15 protein-coding genes are annotated in these 17,948 nt (G+C 59.0%); 6 read left to right on the top strand and 9 right to left on the bottom strand.

Annotated features, from left to right (window positions below; translation table 11 throughout):
* Positions 1 to 7 precede the first annotated feature (7 nt).
* Positions 8 to 319 carry a hypothetical protein gene (locus ACS5Q8_RS00075; RefSeq protein ID WP_276195584.1) on the top strand — a complete coding sequence of 104 codons (312 nt, stop codon included), beginning with the start codon at positions 8 to 10 and terminating at the stop codon, positions 317 to 319.
* Between the two features lie 121 nt (positions 320 to 440).
* Here ACS5Q8_RS00075 and ACS5Q8_RS00070 read toward each other — a convergent pair whose 3' ends face one another.
* Both ACS5Q8_RS00070 and ACS5Q8_RS00065 read right to left on the bottom strand, forming a co-directional pair.
* Positions 441 to 1,328 (bottom strand): lysophospholipid acyltransferase, encoded by an 888-nt coding sequence (locus ACS5Q8_RS00070; RefSeq protein ID WP_247396760.1) that lies wholly within the window; start codon positions 1,326 to 1,328, stop codon positions 441 to 443.
* Between the two features lie 40 nt (positions 1,329 to 1,368).
* Positions 1,369 to 1,926 (bottom strand): DNA-3-methyladenine glycosylase I, encoded by a 558-nt coding sequence (locus ACS5Q8_RS00065; protein ID WP_247396758.1) that lies wholly within the window; start codon positions 1,924 to 1,926, stop codon positions 1,369 to 1,371.
* An 81-nt stretch (positions 1,927 to 2,007) separates the two neighbouring features.
* Between ACS5Q8_RS00065 and glyQ the strand changes: the two genes are divergently transcribed.
* From glyQ to ACS5Q8_RS00045, 4 genes are all read left to right on the top strand, one after another.
* On the top strand, positions 2,008 to 2,961 hold the full coding sequence (gene glyQ / locus ACS5Q8_RS00060) for a glycine--tRNA ligase subunit alpha (protein ID WP_276195581.1): 954 nt from the start codon (positions 2,008 to 2,010) through the stop codon (positions 2,959 to 2,961).
* Complete coding sequence (gene glyS / locus ACS5Q8_RS00055) at positions 2,958 to 5,012, top strand: glycine--tRNA ligase subunit beta (RefSeq protein WP_276195580.1); 2,055 nt, start codon at positions 2,958 to 2,960, stop codon at positions 5,010 to 5,012. The genes glyQ and glyS overlap by 4 nt, the downstream gene beginning before the upstream one ends.
* The gene (gene gmhB, locus ACS5Q8_RS00050) at positions 5,012 to 5,551 is read left to right on the top strand and encodes a D-glycero-beta-D-manno-heptose 1,7-bisphosphate 7-phosphatase (protein WP_426101979.1); all 540 of its coding nucleotides are present in this window, start codon (positions 5,012 to 5,014) and stop codon (positions 5,549 to 5,551) included. Before glyS ends, gmhB begins: the two co-directional genes overlap by 1 nt.
* An 82-nt stretch (positions 5,552 to 5,633) precedes the next feature.
* The gene (locus ACS5Q8_RS00045; protein ID WP_443693477.1) at positions 5,634 to 6,404 is read left to right on the top strand and encodes a lysophospholipid acyltransferase family protein; all 771 of its coding nucleotides are present in this window, start codon (positions 5,634 to 5,636) and stop codon (positions 6,402 to 6,404) included.
* 183 nt (positions 6,405 to 6,587) lie between these two features.
* Here the strand turns inward: ACS5Q8_RS00045 and ACS5Q8_RS00040 are convergent, their stop codons facing one another.
* A complete protein-coding gene (locus ACS5Q8_RS00040; RefSeq protein WP_276195578.1) occupies positions 6,588 to 8,867 on the bottom strand; it encodes a CHASE2 and HATPase_c domain-containing protein in 2,280 nt (759 codons plus the stop codon).
* A 435-nt stretch (positions 8,868 to 9,302) separates the two neighbouring features.
* Here ACS5Q8_RS00040 and ACS5Q8_RS00035 point away from each other — a divergent pair, with 435 nt between their 5' ends.
* Positions 9,303 to 10,025 carry a response regulator transcription factor gene (locus ACS5Q8_RS00035; protein WP_276195577.1) on the top strand — a complete coding sequence of 241 codons (723 nt, stop codon included), beginning with the start codon at positions 9,303 to 9,305 and terminating at the stop codon, positions 10,023 to 10,025.
* Between the two features lie 85 nt (positions 10,026 to 10,110).
* Here the strand turns inward: ACS5Q8_RS00035 and ACS5Q8_RS00030 are convergent, their stop codons facing one another.
* From ACS5Q8_RS00030 to dnaA, 6 genes are all read right to left on the bottom strand, one after another.
* Entirely contained in the window at positions 10,111 to 10,929 is an 819-nt protein-coding gene (locus tag ACS5Q8_RS00030) for a helix-turn-helix transcriptional regulator (protein ID WP_276195576.1), read from the bottom strand.
* A 5-nt stretch (positions 10,930 to 10,934) separates the two neighbouring features.
* Positions 10,935 to 11,474: a kinase inhibitor gene (locus tag ACS5Q8_RS00025; RefSeq protein WP_465159714.1), complete on the bottom strand. Its 540-nt coding sequence runs from the start codon at positions 11,472 to 11,474 to the stop codon at positions 10,935 to 10,937.
* Between the two features lie 268 nt (positions 11,475 to 11,742).
* Positions 11,743 to 14,160, bottom strand: a complete 2,418-nt coding sequence (gene gyrB / locus ACS5Q8_RS00020; RefSeq protein WP_276195575.1) for a DNA topoisomerase (ATP-hydrolyzing) subunit B — start codon at positions 14,158 to 14,160, stop codon at positions 11,743 to 11,745.
* A 4-nt stretch (positions 14,161 to 14,164) separates the two neighbouring features.
* Positions 14,165 to 15,268 carry a DNA replication/repair protein RecF gene (gene recF, locus ACS5Q8_RS00015; RefSeq protein ID WP_010565854.1) on the bottom strand — a complete coding sequence of 368 codons (1,104 nt, stop codon included), beginning with the start codon at positions 15,266 to 15,268 and terminating at the stop codon, positions 14,165 to 14,167.
* Positions 15,269 to 15,288: 20 nt separating this feature from the next.
* Positions 15,289 to 16,392, bottom strand: a complete 1,104-nt coding sequence (gene dnaN, locus ACS5Q8_RS00010) for a DNA polymerase III subunit beta (RefSeq protein WP_276195574.1) — start codon at positions 16,390 to 16,392, stop codon at positions 15,289 to 15,291.
* 38 nt (positions 16,393 to 16,430) lie between these two features.
* Complete coding sequence (dnaA, locus tag ACS5Q8_RS00005) at positions 16,431 to 17,948, bottom strand: chromosomal replication initiator protein DnaA (protein ID WP_247396743.1); 1,518 nt, start codon at positions 17,946 to 17,948, stop codon at positions 16,431 to 16,433.

The raw sequence follows: 17,948 nt of genomic DNA, 5'->3' as shown, positions 1-17,948 counted from the left end.
CACCGACATGCTCGAATCCCTGGAGAAGATGCTGGCCAAGGGTGTGGATAACGCGCTGCTGCGCTTTGGGCTGGGCAAGGGTTATCTGGACCTGAAGGACAACACCAAGGCGGCCGAGCATTTGCACAAGTGTGTCGAGTTTGATCCGAAGTATTCGGCGGCGTGGAAGTTGTTGGGTAAGGCGCAGTTGGGATTGGAAGACCGTGCGGCGGCACGCTTGGCCTGGGAGCAGGGGATTGCGGCTGCTCAGGCCCATGGCGACAAGCAGGCCGAAAAAGAGATGACGGTGTTCCTGAAGAAACTCGACCGCCAGGCCTAAGTAGAACTCAAATGTGGGAGGGGGCTTGCCCCCGATAGCGGTGTGTCAGTCGATGCATATGTGACTGAACCACCGCTATCGGGGCAAGCCCCCTCCCACATTGTTTTGTGTTGCCCTTGAGTCAGTACCAACGCGCCTCACCCGGCGGGCGTTTCTTGAAGCGCTTCATGCTCCACATGTACTGGCTCGGGTAGGCGCCGACATAACGCTCCACCACTTTGCTCATCGCCGCGCAGGAGGTGGCGGTGTCGGTGCTGTACATGTCTTCCGGCGCTGCTTCCAGGATCACTTTGTAGCCTGAACCGTCCGGCAGGCGCAGGGCATGCAGGAACACGCCGACCGCCTTGTGGCCCGCGAGCATGTTCGGTACGAACTTGCTGGTCAGCGCCTGGGTGGCGAAGAACGGCACGAAGATCCCCGCCGATTCAGCCGGCTCCGGGTCGGCCGGAATACCCACCTGGCCGCCTTTGCGCACTTCCTTGATCACGCTGAGGATGCCTTCCTTGGTGGACGCGGCCACGCGGTTACCCAGTTGCACGCGTTGCTTGCGCAGCAGGTCATCCACCGCCTTGAGCTTCGGCGGGCGGTAGAAAATGATCGGTTTGCACTGGCTGCAATAGAAGTGGTTCAACACCTCCCAGTTGCCCAAGTGGCTGGTGATACCGACCACGCCTTTGCCCGAGGCCAGGGCTTCGTGGAGGACTTCCAGGCCTTCGACTTCGCGCACCAGGTCAATGGAGCGTTGGGCCGGCCAGATCCAGGCGCAGGCGCTTTCGGTCAGGGACTTGCCGATGTCCATCAGGCTGCGGCCTACCAGGCGTTCGCGCTCGGCCGGGTCCATCTCCGGGAAACATTTGGACAGGTTGATCCGCACCGTGTCGCGGGAGCGGTTGGGGGTTTTCCACATGATCCAGCCAATCGCCGAACCTACGGCTTGCACGGCGCGCCAGGGCAGCAGGGCAAATAACCGGAGAGCGCCTACCAGCAAGGCGCCTTTAAACTTTTCCACAGGTCACTCCTGATCGTGTGTGGTGCGCAAAGCGCGCATTCTAACCGGCGTTGGCCAAGTCCGCGTAACGGTCACAGTCCCGGGTGTGGTCCATGACCATGCCCGAGGCCTGCATGAACGCGTAGCAAATGGTCGGCCCGACAAAGGTGAAACCGGCTTTTTTCAGGGCGCGGCTCATGGCCTCGGCCTCGGGCGTAATCGCCGGGACTTCGCTGCGGTCCTTGAAGTGATTGACCTTAGGCACGCCGCCGACAAACGACCAAAGCAACCCCACCGGGTCCTCCAGCGCGAGCCAAGCCGCGGCATTGCGGCGGGTGGCGTTGAGCTTCAGACGATTGCGCACGATGCCCGGATCAAGCATCAACGCTTCGATTTCGGCATCGCTCAGCCGCGCCAGGCGCTGCGCATCAAAACCGAACAAGACCTTTCGATAATGCTCGCGTTTGCGTAAAACGGTGATCCAGGACAGGCCCGCCTGGAACCCTTCGAGCAAAAGTAACTCGAACAAACCCTGCGCTTCGCGCAGCGGCGTTCCCCACTCCTGATCGTGATAAGCCATGTACAGCGGATCTTCAGAACACCAAAAGCAGCGTGGCATAAGGCTCCAGGGGATGGTGGCGCGGCCGAATCGGGTATACTCCCGCTCTTTAAATCGCAGCCCAAGTAACAGGTGAATTTCGTGAGCCAGCCTACGCCAGCCGTGCGTACCTTCCAAGACTTGATCCTCGCCCTCCAGCAGTACTGGGCCGAGCAAGGTTGTGTGGTACTTCAGCCCTACGATATGGAAGTAGGCGCCGGCACTTTCCACACCGCAACATTCCTGCGGGCCATCGGCCCGGAAACCTGGAACGCCGCTTATGTGCAGCCCAGTCGACGCCCGACTGACGGCCGCTACGGCGAAAACCCGAACCGTCTGCAGCATTACTACCAGTTCCAGGTGGTACTGAAGCCGAACCCGGACAACTTCCAGGAGCTGTACCTGGGCTCGCTGAAACATGTCGGCCTGGACCCGCTGGTCCACGACATCCGTTTCGTCGAAGACAACTGGGAATCGCCGACCCTCGGCGCGTGGGGCCTGGGCTGGGAAGTCTGGCTCAACGGCATGGAAGTCACGCAGTTCACCTACTTCCAGCAAGCGGGCGGCATCGAGTGCTACCCGGTGACCGGCGAGATCACCTACGGTCTCGAGCGCCTGGCCATGTACCTGCAAGGCGTGGACTCGGTCTACGACCTGGTGTGGGCAGACGGCCCGTTCGGCAAAGTGACCTACGGCGATGTGTTCCACCAGAACGAAGTGGAGCAGTCGACCTATAACTTCGAACACGCCAACGTCGAGAAGCTGTTCGAACTGTTCGACTTCTATGAAAGCGAAGCCAAGCGCCTGATCGAACTCGACCAGCCGCTGCCGTTGCCGAGCTATGAAATGGTGTTGAAGGCGTCCCATACCTTCAACCTGCTGGACGCCCGCCGTGCCATCTCGGTGACTGCGCGTCAGCAATATATTCTGCGTGTACGCACCCTGGCGCGTTCCGTCGCCCAAGCCTACCTGCTGGCACGTGCCAAGCTGGGCTTCCCGATGGCACCCCCGGACCTGCGTGATGAAGTGTTGGCTAAGCTGGAGGCTGCACAATGAGTGCTCAAGATTTTCTGGTTGAACTGGGCACCGAAGAGCTGCCACCCAAGGCGCTGAACACCCTGGCCGATGCGTTCCTGGCCGGTATCGAAAAAGGCCTGCAAAGCGCCGGCCTGAAGTTTGAGGCGAAGCAGGTCTATGCCGCGCCGCGCCGTCTGGCGGTGTTGTTGACCGCGCTGGAAACCCAGCAGCCGGACCGCAGCATCAACCTCGACGGCCCGCCACGCCAGGCTGCCTTCGACGCCGAAGGCAAGCCGACTCAAGCCGCACTGGGCTTTGCCAAGAAGTGTGGCGTCGAGTTGAGCGAGATCGACCAGAGCGGCCCGAAACTGCGCTTCAGCCAGGTCATCAAAGGCAAGCCGACGGCCAGCCTGTTGCCGACCATTGTCGAAGACTCCCTGAACGACCTGCCTATCCCCAAGCGCATGCGCTGGGGTGCGCGCAAGGAAGAGTTCGTGCGTCCGACCCAGTGGCTGGTGATGCTGCTCGGTGACCAAGTCATCGATTGCACCATCCTTGCCCAGAAAGCCGGCCGCGATTCCCGTGGTCACCGCTTCCACCACCCGCAAAGCGTGCGTATCACCGCGCCAGCCAACTACCTCAACGACCTGCGCGCCGCCTATGTGCTGGCCGATGCCAACGAGCGTCGCGAGCTGATCAGCAAGCGCACCGAAGAGCTGGCCCGCCTGCAGGAAGGCACCGCCATCGTGCCGCCAAGCCTGTTGGACGAAGTGACCGCCCTGGTTGAATGGCCAGTGCCGCTGGTGTGCTCGTTCGAAGAGCGTTTCCTCGATGTGCCGCAAGAAGCCCTGATCATCACGATGCAGGACAACCAGAAGTACTTCTGCCTGTTGGACGTGGACGGCAAATTGCTGCCGCGCTTCATCACCGTGGCGAACATCGAAAGCAAGGACCCGCAGCAGATCATCGCGGGCAACGAGAAAGTCGTGCGCCCGCGCCTGACCGACGCCGAGTTCTTCTTCAAGCAAGACAAGAAGCAGAAGCTCGAAGACTTCAACCTGCGCCTGCAAAACGTGGTGTTCCAGGAAAAACTCGGCAGCGTCTACGACAAGGCCGTGCGCGTTTCCAAACTGGCCGCCTACATTGCGCCGCGTATCGGTGGTGATACCGCCTGGGCCGCGCGTGCCGGCCTGCTGTCCAAGTGCGACCTGGCCACCGAAATGGTTGGCGAGTTCCCGGAAATGCAAGGTGTTGCCGGTTACTACTACGCCCTCAACGACGGCGAGCCAGACGATGTCGCCCTGGCCCTGAACGAGCAGTACATGCCGCGCGGTGCTGGCGCCGAGTTGCCGACCACCCTGACCGGTGCGGCCGTGGCCATTGCCGATAAGCTGGACACCCTCGTCGGTATCTTCGGCATCGGCATGCTGCCCACCGGTAGCAAAGACCCGTATGCCCTGCGCCGCGCGGCCCTGGGCGTGCTGCGTATCCTGATCGACAAGAAGCTCGACCTCGACCTGACCCAGGCCGTGGTGTTCGCGGTCGGCCAGTTCGGTGGCAAGGTCAAGCAAGCCGGCCTGGCCGAGCAAGTGCTGGAGTTCGTGTTCGACCGCCTGCGTGCGCGTTACGAAGACGAAGGCGTGGACGTTTCGGTGTACCTGTCGGTACGTGCCCTGCAACCGGGTTCGGCGCTGGACTTCGACCAGCGTGTGCAAGCCGTACAGGCCTTCCGTAAACTGCCGGAAGCCGATGCCCTGGCCGCCGTGAACAAGCGTGTGTCGAACCTGCTGAGCAAGGCCGAAGGCCTGGGCAACGCCGATGTCGACCCTGGCCTGTTCGCCGATGCCAAGGAGTTCTCGCTGAACTCGGCCATCGCCAAGGCGGAAAATGCGGTGAAGCCGTTGATCGCCGAGCGTAACTACGCCGAAGCACTGGCGCGCCTGGCCACGTTGCGTGAGCCGGTGGATGCGTTCTTCGAAGCGGTGATGATCAATGCCGAAGATGCCGGCGTGCGGAAAAACCGCTACGCCATGCTGGCGCGTCTGCGCGGCCTGTTCATCAACATCGCAGACATTTCCGTACTGGGCTGATCATGTTGAAACTGCTGATTCTCGATCGGGACGGGGTGATCAATTACGACTCCGACGCTTACATCAAGTCGGTGGAGGAATGGATCCCACTGCCCGGCGCGATCGAGGCCATCGCGCAGTTGAGCAAAGCCGGCTGGACGGTGGCCGTCGCCACCAACCAGTCCGGCATCGCCCGCGGCTACTACGACATCGCAACCCTGGACGCCATGCACGCGCGCTTGCGCACGTTGGTGGCGGAGCAGGGCGGTGAGGTGGGGCTGGTGGTGTACTGCCCCCACGGGCCGGATGAGGGCTGCGAATGCCGCAAGCCCAAGCCCGGCATGTTGAAAACTATTTCAGAACATTACAACGTGCCCCTGGCTGGGCTATGGTTCGTCGGGGACAGCCTCGGTGACCTGGAGGCTGCCAAAGCCGTCGACTCTCAGCCAGTTTTGGTAAAGACCGGGAAAGGCGAAAAGACCCAGGCGAAAGACCTGCCGGTAGGCACCTTGATTTTTGACGATCTGGCGGCGGTTGCCGCAGAACTTATCAACAACTAGCCACCCTCGACTTCCTGACCAAGGATTGTTCGGGAGTGCGCCTTTAAAAGGCGGGCTGTGTCCCGCAACGGTAAATGCCGCCATGTCGATTTTGCAGGCCATCAGAACCTTCTTCTTTTACCTGCTGTTGGGCACCAGTTCGTTTCTCTGGTGCACCCTGAGCTTTTTTATCGCGCCTTTCTTGCCGTTCAAGGCGCGCTATCGCTTCATCAACGTCTATTGGTGCCGCTGCGCGTTGTGGCTGACCAAGGTGTTCCTGAACATTCGCTTTGAGGTCAAGGGCGCGGAAAACGTCCCGGATCAGCCCTGTGTGATTCTGTCGAACCACCAGAGCACGTGGGAGACGTTCTTCCTCTCGGCGTACTTCTCGCCCCTGAGCCAAGTGCTCAAGCGTGAGCTGCTGTACGTGCCGTTCTTCGGTTGGGCCATGGCGATGCTGCGCCCGATCGCCATCGACCGTGACAACCCCAAGGCGGCGCTCAAGCACGTGGCCAAAAAGGGCCACGAGCTACTCAAGGACGGCGTTTGGGTACTGATCTTCCCGGAAGGTACGCGTGTGCCCTACGGCACCGTCGGTAAGTTCTCACGCGGCGGCACTGCGTTGGCCGTCAACGCCAACCTGCCTGTTTTACCGATTGCACACAACGCCGGCAGGTTCTGGCCAAAAACCGGTTGGTTAAAACGTGCAGGCACCATCACCGTGGTGATTGGGAAACCGATGTACGCCGAAGGTGAAGGCCCACGTGCAATTGCCGCGCTGAATGACCGCGCTGCAGCCTGGAATGAAGCCCAGCAACGTGCCATGGGTTCGCTGCCGCCGGAGCCGGTGGTGGTGGACACGCCGGTCGCCTGAGAATCTGTGGATAACCTGTGTACGGTTTGTTCGAAAAGTGGCATTTTTTCTTCGTAACAAGCTGATTTACTTAGATATTTACAAAGCTCATAAAAATACTGAAACCGTGCATAAGTATTTTTTTGCATAAAGAAACCGGTCCTTGAGACCGGTTTTTTATACACAGCGCAAAAGCACGTGTTGTCAGTCTTCCAGCAGCGGCAGTTGCAGGGTGAACGTGGTGCCTTTGCTCACCACGCTTTCGCAGCAGATACGGCCACCGTGACGCTCCACGACGGCCTTGACCATGGTCAGGCCCAGCCCAAGGCCTTCGCTGCCTTGGGCGGAATCGAAGCGGCAATACTGGCTGAACAGTTCCGGCAAGTCCTCTGCCGCAATGCCTGCGCCCTGGTCGCTGATGCGACATTCCAACCAACCTTGCGCGCTGCCGTGGCTCAACCTCACGGTGGTTCCGGACGGCGAGTATTTGATCGCGTTCTCCAGCACGTTGAACAATGCACGGGTGAGCAGGGATTGATCGGCCGACACCATGCCTTCATCCGCCACATCCAGGTCGTTGACCAACTGGATGCCCTTGAGCTGGGCGATCACCGCCACTTGGTCAAACGCATCCATCACCAGCATGGCAAATAGGGTTGGCTGGAAGTGATAGCCGTCAGCCTCGGCTTTTGCCAGCTGTACGAAAGATTCGGTGAGGCTCAAGGCGCGTCGAACCTGCTGCTCGATCTGGGCAAACACCGGGGACTCACCGTTATGCACATCCAGCAACGCGAGGATCGCCGAGTGCGGCGCACGCAGGTCGTGGGACAGGAAGCGCAGCATGGTTTCGCGGTGTTGCTGGGCTTCGCGTTCCTTGCTCAAGTCGGTCAGGCTAAGCAACCAGCCGAGCGCGATATCACCTTCGGCGGGCAGCAAGGGCGCGATTTCCATGCGCAGGCTGCGTTGGTGGATGTCACGGAACTCGACGAGTTCCAGGGCTGACAGGGCCGGGCGCACGCCGTTATGCAGCGGCGGATAGCCCAGGTCGGCGAGTTGTTCGAGCAGGTTTTCGTTGACCAGATCATTACCGAATACTTCGCGGGCAATGCGGTTGGCCAACAAAATGTTGCCCCGTGGGTCGGTAATTAGGGTCGCCACCGGCAGGCATTCGAGGCCATCGGCCATGAAGCGTCGGGTATCACGGGTCCGGCTAACGGCCTGCTCCAGGGCAAAGATGCGCCCTTGCAACACATCGCCTTTGTTCGCCGGCGCTCGGCGGCGCTCGGGCAACACCTTGGGTTCGTTGTCCAGTCGCGCCAGTTCCCAGCCAAAGTAGGCAAGGATCACGCTCAAGCGGCGCCAGTTCCAGATCAGGTAGCTGAGCAACAAGCCGATCAGGCACGCGGCGGGTGACCACCAGTGACCAAGGCGTAACAGCGCCCATGCGCCGAGCAACGCGCCGGCCATGCAACCCAAGGTCATCCACAGGGCGTAGCGCGGACGGTACAACAACAGGCCCAGCAGCAACGCCACCCAGGCGGTTGCAATCAGTGCCGCGAGCCAGCCGGGGAGATCGACAATGCTGCGCTCCTGCAACAAGCCGTTGAGCACATTGGCCTGGATCTCCACGCCCGCAGTGGTATCTGGAGTGGAGGAGAGCGGCGTCACAAAACGGTCACCCAACCCATAGGCGCTCGCGCCCACCAGGATCAGGCGGTCACGCAGCAACTCGGCCGGTACTTCGCCGTGTAATACGCTGACATAGGACACACTGGGAAACGCATGTTGCTCAGACGTGAACGGGACACGAACCCTGAATTCCCGATGCCAGCGCTGAGTGTTGGGTTGCTCGCTGCGCCCAGGCATTTGCGCGGTTTGCCCGCTCAACCTATACGCCTGCCACGCCAACTGCGGGAGGGTGCTCCCAGGCGGGCCTTCGCGCAGATACAGGCTACGGACAGCACCGTCGCTGTCTGCTTCGACATTGATATGGCCCAGTCCCTTGGCACACTTGAGCAGCGGTAACAGCTGCTCGCCTGCCGGGCTTAAGCTCGCGGTGCCATCGCGTTCCAGGGGCAGCAGAACGTTGCCGGCGTTGCACACCGCATCCGCCAGTCGCTGGTCATCGGCGATGTTACCCGCGTCATTGAAGATCACATCGAACAAGATCGCCGTCGGCTGGGCCGCGCTCAGACGGTTGATCAAGTCCGCATGCAGGCTGCGGGGCCACGGCCATTGACCCAGCTTCTTCAGGCTTTGGTCATCGATGGTCACCAGCAAAATACGCGGATCAACCGGCAGGGGAGTCAGGCGGCGAAGGCTGTCATACAACGGGCTGTTAAAGGCAAGGCTCGAGCTTAAAGACAGATACGCGGTGAAGGGCAGCAACACCAGGCCAATCCACAACCACTCGCGGACCAGGCCGTGGAACAAAAGCTGCGCTTGCGTGGGCTGGCGCTTTTCGGCCTTGCGCCACAGCTTCACAGCGCGACCGCCGGGAACCCGCACCGCTGCTGAAAATGGATAGTTGAAGATGTCATAGACCCGGTTTCTCCGTCCAGGTGGTGCGCGGCGTGATGCTGAACCCAGTGAAGCTCATTTTGATCGCCCCAGGGGTTTTCCTGAATGCGTTGGTTGAAACATACCGTACATCGGGGCGCGGTATCAGCTGCGCGCAGGGCTATGCAATGCCAGTAGCACTGATCCTTTTCCTTACGCACGGGAGTCGGTATCTTTCCCCCTGAGCCACACGGTTTTCAAAGCATTAACGGCCCTTTGATATCAGCGTACCGAGAGATCCCATGGCTCGTTGAATCTGACCACAATTCTTCAGATTCAATGACCGGCATTCGCGCAGCAAGGACGCCCGCTCTTCGACCGGCCGACAGCTGAAATATTTCAAGTTGAAAGGACCTACCCATGCGTGTCGCAATACTGGATGACGAACCCGCTGAATTGCAGCGGGTGGAACAGACACTGCGACAGATCCCCAGCAACCTGGAACAGCACTGGTCTGTGCATTGCTTCGAACGCGGTGATGACCTGCTGCGCCAACTGCGTCGGGAAACCTTCGACCTGCTGATCCTCGATTGGCAACTGCCCGATATCAGCGGTATCGCTTTGCTGCGCTGGACCCGTGAACACATGGAATCGCCCCCGGCGGTGATCATGCTCACCAGCCGCGATGCCGAGGCCGATATCGTCACCGCCCTGAACAGCGGCGCCGACGATTACGTCAGTAAGCCCTTTCGGCCGAATGAACTCAAAGCCCGGGTTAACGCCGTCCTGCGCCGCCATGGTCTGCAAAAGTCGGCAACCTCTGAAGTGCAAAGTTTCAACGACCTGACCTTTGACGACGCCGAACTGACCGTCACCCGTGCGGGCAAACCGATCAACCTGACCGAACGCGAATACCGCCTGGCCAGTTGCCTGTTCGCAAACCTGGCTCGCCCGTTGTCTCGCGAGTATCTGTATGAGCGGTTCTGGAGCCACGAAGAAATGGTCTCGTCCCGCCCGCTGGATACACATATCTATCGGCTGCGGAACAAGCTGGGGTTGACCGCGGATCGGGGTTGGCAACTGTTGACGATCTATGGGTATGGGTATCGGTTGGAGAGTGTGGCCGCAGCATCGGCCGGCTAAAAATACTGATGTTCCACGTGGAGCATTTTTATGGGCAGTGTTCTTTAGCTAATAAAACGGGTCAAACCTCAGCGGAATGGAGTGCTTAAATCGCTGCACGCAATTCACGTGGCGACAGGCCATAGTGTGAGCGAAAGCGCACCGCAAAACGCGAGGCCGAGGCGTAACCGCAGGCACCGGCAATTTCACCAATTGGGCGGGAAGACGTTTGCAACCATTGCAACGCTGTCGCCAGTCGAACGCCCTCCAGAATATGCCTGAAACTGTCCCCCTCATTCGCGAGTTGGCGACGCAACGTCGACTCACCCAGGTTCAGGTGTTGTGCGACGCTCGCAACCGTCCAGTCTCTCTCCGGGCTGCCCATTAATATCTGCTGAACTCGTTCGCAAATGGGGTCGTTGCGCCCCATCAGCAGAGGTCCGAGCTGGCCGTCAAGGCACAGGCTTAGAAGAACCGCTTCCCCATAGAGCGTGCGTAATGCGTCCGGCGCGTTCGCATTGATAGAGGCCAATAGCTGATCCCATGCCTGCGTTGTGTGCCTGTCCAGCGGTACGCATAGATCGGTCTTCAGTACACCGCGACGGCTCATGATCTGCTGGCTATATCGGGCGCTGAAGTTACGCAATGTCGAGACGGGAAACGTCACCGCATCGGCTACGTAGTGACCGTGAAGTCCAGGGAAGTTTGAGATACCAAGCTCGCGTCCGGCCGGCATCAGAATCAGATGTTGTGGCCCCGCGCGCATCTCCCTGTCATCCCATTGCAACAGTTTTTCCCCCTGTCGCACTCGACATAAGGTGGTCACGAGCACCGGCACCCTTGGCAAGGTAATGGGCTGTCGCGCCCGTATGACACACGCATCGATAATGTTTTCCCGGTGCTGTATGCCGTCACAGGGGCGCATTGTTCTTAACGTCCGTAAGTTGAAGTAATGGTCGCTTTGGCCAGGGCATTGGCATTGAGCATGTACCCAACCAAGGCGCCACTGGCCTCACCGTCGAGTGGTAGCTTATCCACTTTCAATGCCCATACGGTGAATTGATAACGATGGGGTTTATCCCCTACAGGAGGGCAAACCCCGCCAAATCCCGGCAGGCCATAATCGGTTCGCCCTTGTACCGCACCGGCAGGCAGGTTCGCTCCCACTCCTCTCGGCAAGCTATTGGTAGAAGCGGGTAAGTTAACCACCGTCCAATGCCACCAACCACTACCGGTCGGTGCATCGGGATCGTAGACCGTGATCGCGTAACTTTTAGTACCTGCGGGGGCGTGTTTCCAGGAAAGCTCAGGAGACGTATTGCCGCCTTCGCAACCGAAACCTTGGAACACTTCACGACTGCTCAGCGGGCGGTTGTCAGCAATATCCCGGCTGGTCAGTGAGAAGTCGGCAGCGTAACCACTGAGTGCTACTGCCATGGAAAGTGCAGGCAGGACTAATCTGATTTTCATCGCGACTCCATCTGAGTTTTTAGGTGGGCCTCGAGGATAGATTGAACAAAGAGCGGTTACTGTGCCGAAACGCTCGACAAAAGTGCCGAAATGCTCGATTTTTTCAGGCTATCTTTTCGCAGTTGTTACGACCTACGGATGGGCGTCGTCGGAGACCGAATTTTCGAGCACAAAAAAAGGCCAATTCAGAGAATTGGCCTTTTTCCTAAGTTCGTCGATTCATCTATTTGTGAAGATGATCAACTACTTTGAGAACCTACAACTTGGATCAGAAATCCAGGTTAGACACCGCCAACGCGTTGGTCTCGATGAAGTCACGGCGAGGCTCGACCGCATCACCCATCAGGGTGTTGAAGATCTGGTCTGCGCCGATCGCGTCTTCGATGGTCACGCGCAGCATACGGCGCTGAGCCGGGTCCATGGTGGTTTCCCACAGTTGATCCGGGTTCATCTCGCCCAGACCTTTGTAGCGCTGGATGGTGTGGCGCTTGGTGCTTTCGGCCATCAGCCAGTCAAGGGCTTCCTTGAATTCCTTAACCTGCTTCTTGCGTTCGCCACGTTGGATATAAGCGCCGTCGTCCAGCAGAGTGCTCAGCTGTGCGCCCAGGGTGACTACGGTTTTGTAGTCATTGCTGCCGAAGAAGTCGCGGTTGAAGGTGACGTAGTTGGACAGGCCGTGGGAGATCAATTCGACCTCAGGTAGCCACACATTACGTTCACGGTCTTCACGCAGGCTGGCTTTGTAGACCAGGCCGGATTTCTCGACGGTGCGTAGGCGCAATTCGTACTGGGCCAGCCAATCCTGCATTGCTGCGTGATCGCCCAACTGTTCCAGGCTCACGGCCGGCAGGTAGATGAAGTGCTCGGTCAGTTCCTGAGGGTACAGGCGCGACAGACGCTTGAGGGTCTTCATGACCATGCGGAAGTCGTTGACCAGGCGCTCCAGCGCCGCTCCGGAAATGCCCGGCGCTTCGTCGTTCAGGTGCAGGCTGGCATCTTCCAGGGCCGACTGCGTCATGTACTCTTCCATGGCGTCGTCGTCTTTGATGTATTGCTCTTGCTTGCCCTTTTTGACTTTGTACAACGGCGGCTGGGCGATGTAGATGTAGCCGCGCTCGATCAGCTCCGGCAACTGACGGAAGAAGAAGGTCAGCAGCAGGGTACGGATGTGCGAACCGTCGACGTCAGCATCGGTCATGATGATGATGTTGTGATAACGCAGCTTGTCGATGTTGTACTCATCGCGGCCAATACCGCAGCCCAACGCCGTGATCAAGGTGCCGACTTCCTGGGAGGAAATCATCTTGTCGAAGCGCGCTTTCTCGACGTTGAGGATCTTACCCTTCAACGGCAGGATGGCCTGGGTGCGACGGTTACGACCCTGCTTGGCGGAACCGCCAGCAGAGTCACCTTCCACCAGGTACAGCTCGGAAAGGGCAGGGTCCTTCTCCTGGCAGTCAGCCAGTTTGCCCGGCAGGCCGGCGATGTCCAGCGCGCCTTTGCGGCGGGTCATCTCACGGGCTTTACGCGCCGCTTCACGGGCACGTGCTGCGTCGATCATCTTGCCGACAACCAGCTTGGCTTCGTTCGGGTTTTCCAACAGGAAGTCGGAGAAGTACTTGCCCATCTCCTGTTCCACGGCGGTCTTCACTTCGGAAGACACCAGCTTGTCTTTGGTCTGGGAGCTGAATTTAGGGTCCGGTACTTTCACCGAAATAATCGCAGTCAGACCTTCACGGGCATCGTCACCGGTGGTGGCAACTTTATGCTTCTTGGCCAGGCCTTCGGCTTCGATGTAGGTGTTCAGGTTACGCGTCAGTGCGGAACGGAAACCCACCAGGTGAGTACCGCCGTCGCGCTGTGGAATGTTGTTGGTGAAGCACAACAGGTTCTCGTTGAAGCTGTCGTTCCACTGCAGGGCGATTTCCACGCCGATGCCGTCTTCGCGCTGAACATTGAAGTGGAACACCTGGTTGACCGCAGTCTTGTTGGTGTTCAGGTATTCAACGAACGCACGCAGGCCGCCTTCGTATTTGAACAGCTCTTCCTTGCCGCTGCGCTCATCCTTGAGGACGATGCCAACACCGGAGTTGAGGAAGGACAGTTCACGAATCCGCTTGGCCAGGATGTCCCAGCTAAAGTGAATGTTCTTGAAGGTTTCAGCCGATGGCTTGAAGTGGATCTGCGTACCGGTAGATTCACTCTCGCCAACGATCCTCATCGGTTCTTGTGGAACACCATGGATGTAGGTCTGTTCCCAGATTTTGCCGCTACGGCGCACCGTTAGGATCAGCTCTTTGGACAGTGCGTTCACCACCGACACACCGACACCGTGCAGACCGCCGGAGACTTTATAGGAGTTGTCGTCGAACTTACCGCCGGCGTGGAGCACGGTCATGATGACCTCTGCCGCCGAAACGCCTTCTTCTTTATGCACGTCTACCGGAATGCCACGACCGTTGTCGCGCACGGTGATGGACTCATCCGGATGAATGATAATGCTGATGTCGTCGCAGTGACCGGCCAGAGCTTCGTCGATGGAGTTGTCGACCACCTCGAACACCATGTGGTGCAGACCGCTACCATCATCGGTGTCGCCAATGTACATACCGGGACGTTTGCGTACGGCATCCAAACCTTTCAGCACTTTAATGCTGGTCGAGTCGTACGTGTGTTCTTCGCTCATGCCTTCACTCCCGATGGTCGTGGGTCTGGGTGATACGGCCTTGTTCCACGTGGAACAAAGCGACTGGCGTTTCCGTCTGCCAGCCTTCCCTCAATAATTCGTGGTCTACACAGGTGATAAACACCTGGCAGCGTAAGTCTTCCAACAAGCGGCATAACGCACGGCGGTGTTGCTCGTCGAGTTCTGACGGCAAATCATCCACCAGATAAATACATTGACCGCGCCGGGCTTGGCTAACCAAGTGCCCTTGGGCGATACGCAATGCACACACCACCAACTTTTGCTGGCCGCGGGACAAGATATCCGCGGCATTATGTGCGCCTAACCGAAGACGCAAATCAGCGCGCTGGGGGCCGGCCTGGGTGTGGCCGATTTGCTGATCCCGCTGCAAGGACGTGGCGAGCACTGCGCTCAGTTCACGCTCTTTGTCCCAACCGCGGTAGTAGCTCAGCGTCAGCCCTTCGAGGTCTAACAACTCACTCAAGGTCTGCTCAAAGACTGGTTTCAAGGCTTTGATATAGGCACGGCGGTATTCATCTATTTCATCGCTGGCCAGGCACAGTTCCCGGTCCCAGGCTGCTTGTGAAGCGGCGTCAAGTGTACCATGCCGCAGCCATGAGTTCCGCTGCCGCAAGGCCTTCTGCAGGCGCTGCCAAGTGGCCATGAAGCGCGGTTCCACGTGGAACACTCCCCAATCGAGGAACTGCCTACGGATTTTCGGCGCGCCTTCCAGCAAACGGAAACTGTCAGGGTTGATCAACTGCAGCGGCAGGATTTCTGCCAACTGCGCCGCACTGCGGGCATTTTGCCCATCGATGCGGATCTGAAACTCGCCGCCGCGATCACGGGATATCCCCAGGCTGCTGTGGCCACCTTCAGCCAATTCGACCTGACCAAACACCGTACACGCCAATTGTTCGTACTGAATCACCGGCAACAGGCGGGCACTGCGGAAAGACCGAGCGAGCCCCAGCAGATGGATGGCTTCCAGCACGCTGGTTTTGCCACTGCCGTTGGCGCCATGGAGAATATTGATGCGGGGGGAGGGGGAGAAGGTCACCGGGTGCAGATTGCGCACCGCGGTGACCGAGACGCGACTGAGGGACATCTAGCTTCTGCTGAGCATGATTACAGACGCATCGGCATAACAACGTAAGCCGAGTCATCGTTGTCGGATTCTTGCACCAGTGCACTGCTGTTGGAGTCGGACAGAATCAGGCGAACCTGTTCGGTGGTCATCACACCCAGCACGTCCAACAAGTAGCTCACGTTGAAGCCGATTTCCAGCGAACCGCCGTTGTACTCGACGCCCACTTCTTCTTCCGCTTCTTCCTGTTCCGGGTTGTTGGCCTGGATCTTCAGTTGGCCGTTAGCCAATTGCAGGCGAATACCCCGGTACTTTTCGTTCGACAGAATCGCGGTACGGCTGAACGCCTCACGCAGGGCCTGGCGATCACCTACCACTAACTTGTCGCCACCTTTAGGCAGTACACGCTCGTAATCCGGGAACTTGCCGTCAACCAGCTTGGAGGTGAAGGTGAACTCGCCGGTGGTGGCACGGATGTGGTGCTGACCCAGGACAATGCTGACGTTGCCATCCGGCTCGGTGAGCAGGCGCGCCAGTTCGAGGATACCTTTGCGCGGCACGATCACCTGGTGACGGTCCGGCTGACCGATATCGGCCTTCATCGAACACATGGCCAGGCGGTGACCGTCGGTGGCCACGGCGCGAATAATGCCTTCCGATACTTCCAGCAACATACCGTTGAGGTAATAACGCACGTCCTGCTGGGCCATGGCGAAGCTGGTGCGCTCGATCAAACGGCGCAGTTTGCTTTGCTCCAGGCTACAGGTCAGCGAACCTGGGCCTTCTTCAACGGTAGGGAAGTCATTGGCCGGCAGGGTCGACAAGGTGAAGCGGCTGCGACCGGCCTTGACCACCAGCTTCTGCTCATCGACCTTGATGTCGATCAGCGCGTCGTTGGGCAAGCTCTTGCAGATATCCATCAGCTTGCGCGCGGGCACAGTGATCTCGCCAGGTTCTGCGGGCTCTTCCAGCTGAACACGACCCACCAGCTCGACTTCCAGGTCGGTGCCGGTCAGGGACAATTGCTGGCCTTCGACAACCAGTAATACGTTGGAAAGTACCGGCAAGGTCTGTCGGCGCTCGACGACGCCTGCGACCAGTTGCAGGGGTTTCAACAGGGCTTCGCGTTGAATGGTGAAGTGCATGGTCTAGTCCCTTGCCTTAATAAGCTGCGCTGGTGTCATCAAGTAGTCAGTGTACGCAGCAGGTTCTTGTAGTCCTCGCGAATATCCGCGTCGGATTCCTTAAGTTCGTTGATCTTGCGGCATGCGTGCAAGACCGTGGTGTGGTCGCGACCACCAAAGACATCGCCGATTTCCGGCAGGCTGTGGTTGGTCAACTCTTTGGAGAGTGCCATGGCCACCTGGCGCGGACGTGCCACCGAGCGCGAACGGCGCTTGGACAGCAGGTCGGAAATCTTGATCTTGTAGTACTCGGCCACGGTGCGCTGGATGTTATCCACACTCACCAGTTTGTCCTGCAGTGCCAGCAGGTCTTTCAGGGATTCGCGAATCAGCTCAATGGTGATGTCGCGGCCCATGAAGTGCGAGTGCGCGATGACCCGCTTGAGTGCGCCTTCCAGCTCACGCACGTTGGAGCGAATGCGTTGGGCGATGAAGAACGCCGCGTCGTGGGGCAGATCGACTTTCGCCTGATCGGCCTTTTTCATCAAGATCGCTACGCGGGTTTCCAGTTCCGGCGGCTCGACAGCCACGGTCAGGCCCCAGCCAAAGCGCGACTTCAAGCGTTCTTCCAGGCCTTCGATTTCCTTCGGATAGCGGTCGCTGGTCAAGATGACCTGCTGGCCGCCCTCGAGCAGGGCGTTGAAGGTGTGGAAAAACTCTTCCTGGGAACGTTCCTTGCGCGCGAAGAACTGAATGTCATCGATCAGCAAGGCATCCACGGAGCGATAGAACCGCTTGAATTCGTTGATAGCGTTGAGCTGCAGGGCCTTGACCATGTCAGCCACGAAGCGCTCCGAGTGCAGGTACACAACCTTCGCATTCGGGTTCTTCTTTAATAGATGGTTACCCACCGCATGCATCAAGTGCGTCTTACCCAGGCCAACGCCACCATAAAGGAACAGTGGGTTGTAACCATGCTTGGGGTTGTCTGCCACTTGCCAGGCGGCCGCACGGGCCAACTGGTTGGATTTACCCTCGACGAAGTTCTCAAAGGTAAAGGTACGGTTGAGGTAGCTGGTGTGCTTGAGCGCGCCTTCAACCTGCACGGTGCGCTGTTCGGCGCGAACCGGTGCTTGCTGGGAACTGGCACCCGCCATCGGATCGAAGCTGTCGCGGGACGGCTCTACGTTGGCCGGCGCGTTTTTCTGCGCCGAGGCTTTCGAAGCCGTCGACGCAGGAGTCGGCGTGTGGTTGACCGGTGCGGCCGCCGCCTGGGATTGCGACGCAGCCGCGGCCAATGGCGCATTCGGCGCAGCACGAGGGGCGGAGCTACGTTTGCTGCCTATTAACAGAGAGAGCACGGGCGCGAGGCCGTTGCCATGTTCATCGAGCAATTCGAGAACGCGGCTCAGGTATTTCTCGTTGACCCAGTCGAGAACAAAACGATTAGGTGCGTAGACACGCAACTCGTCGCCTTCGGCTTCGACCTGTAGTGGACGGATCCAGGTGTTGAATTGCTGGGCAGGCAGCTCATCGCGCAAAAGCTCCACGCACTGCTGCCAAAGTTCCACTGACAC

It is taken from the genome of Pseudomonas sp. PAMC25584 (assembly GCF_058135675.1).
Note: the sequence above shows the minus strand (reverse complement) of the source record. Positions and strands in the feature narration are given on the sequence as shown.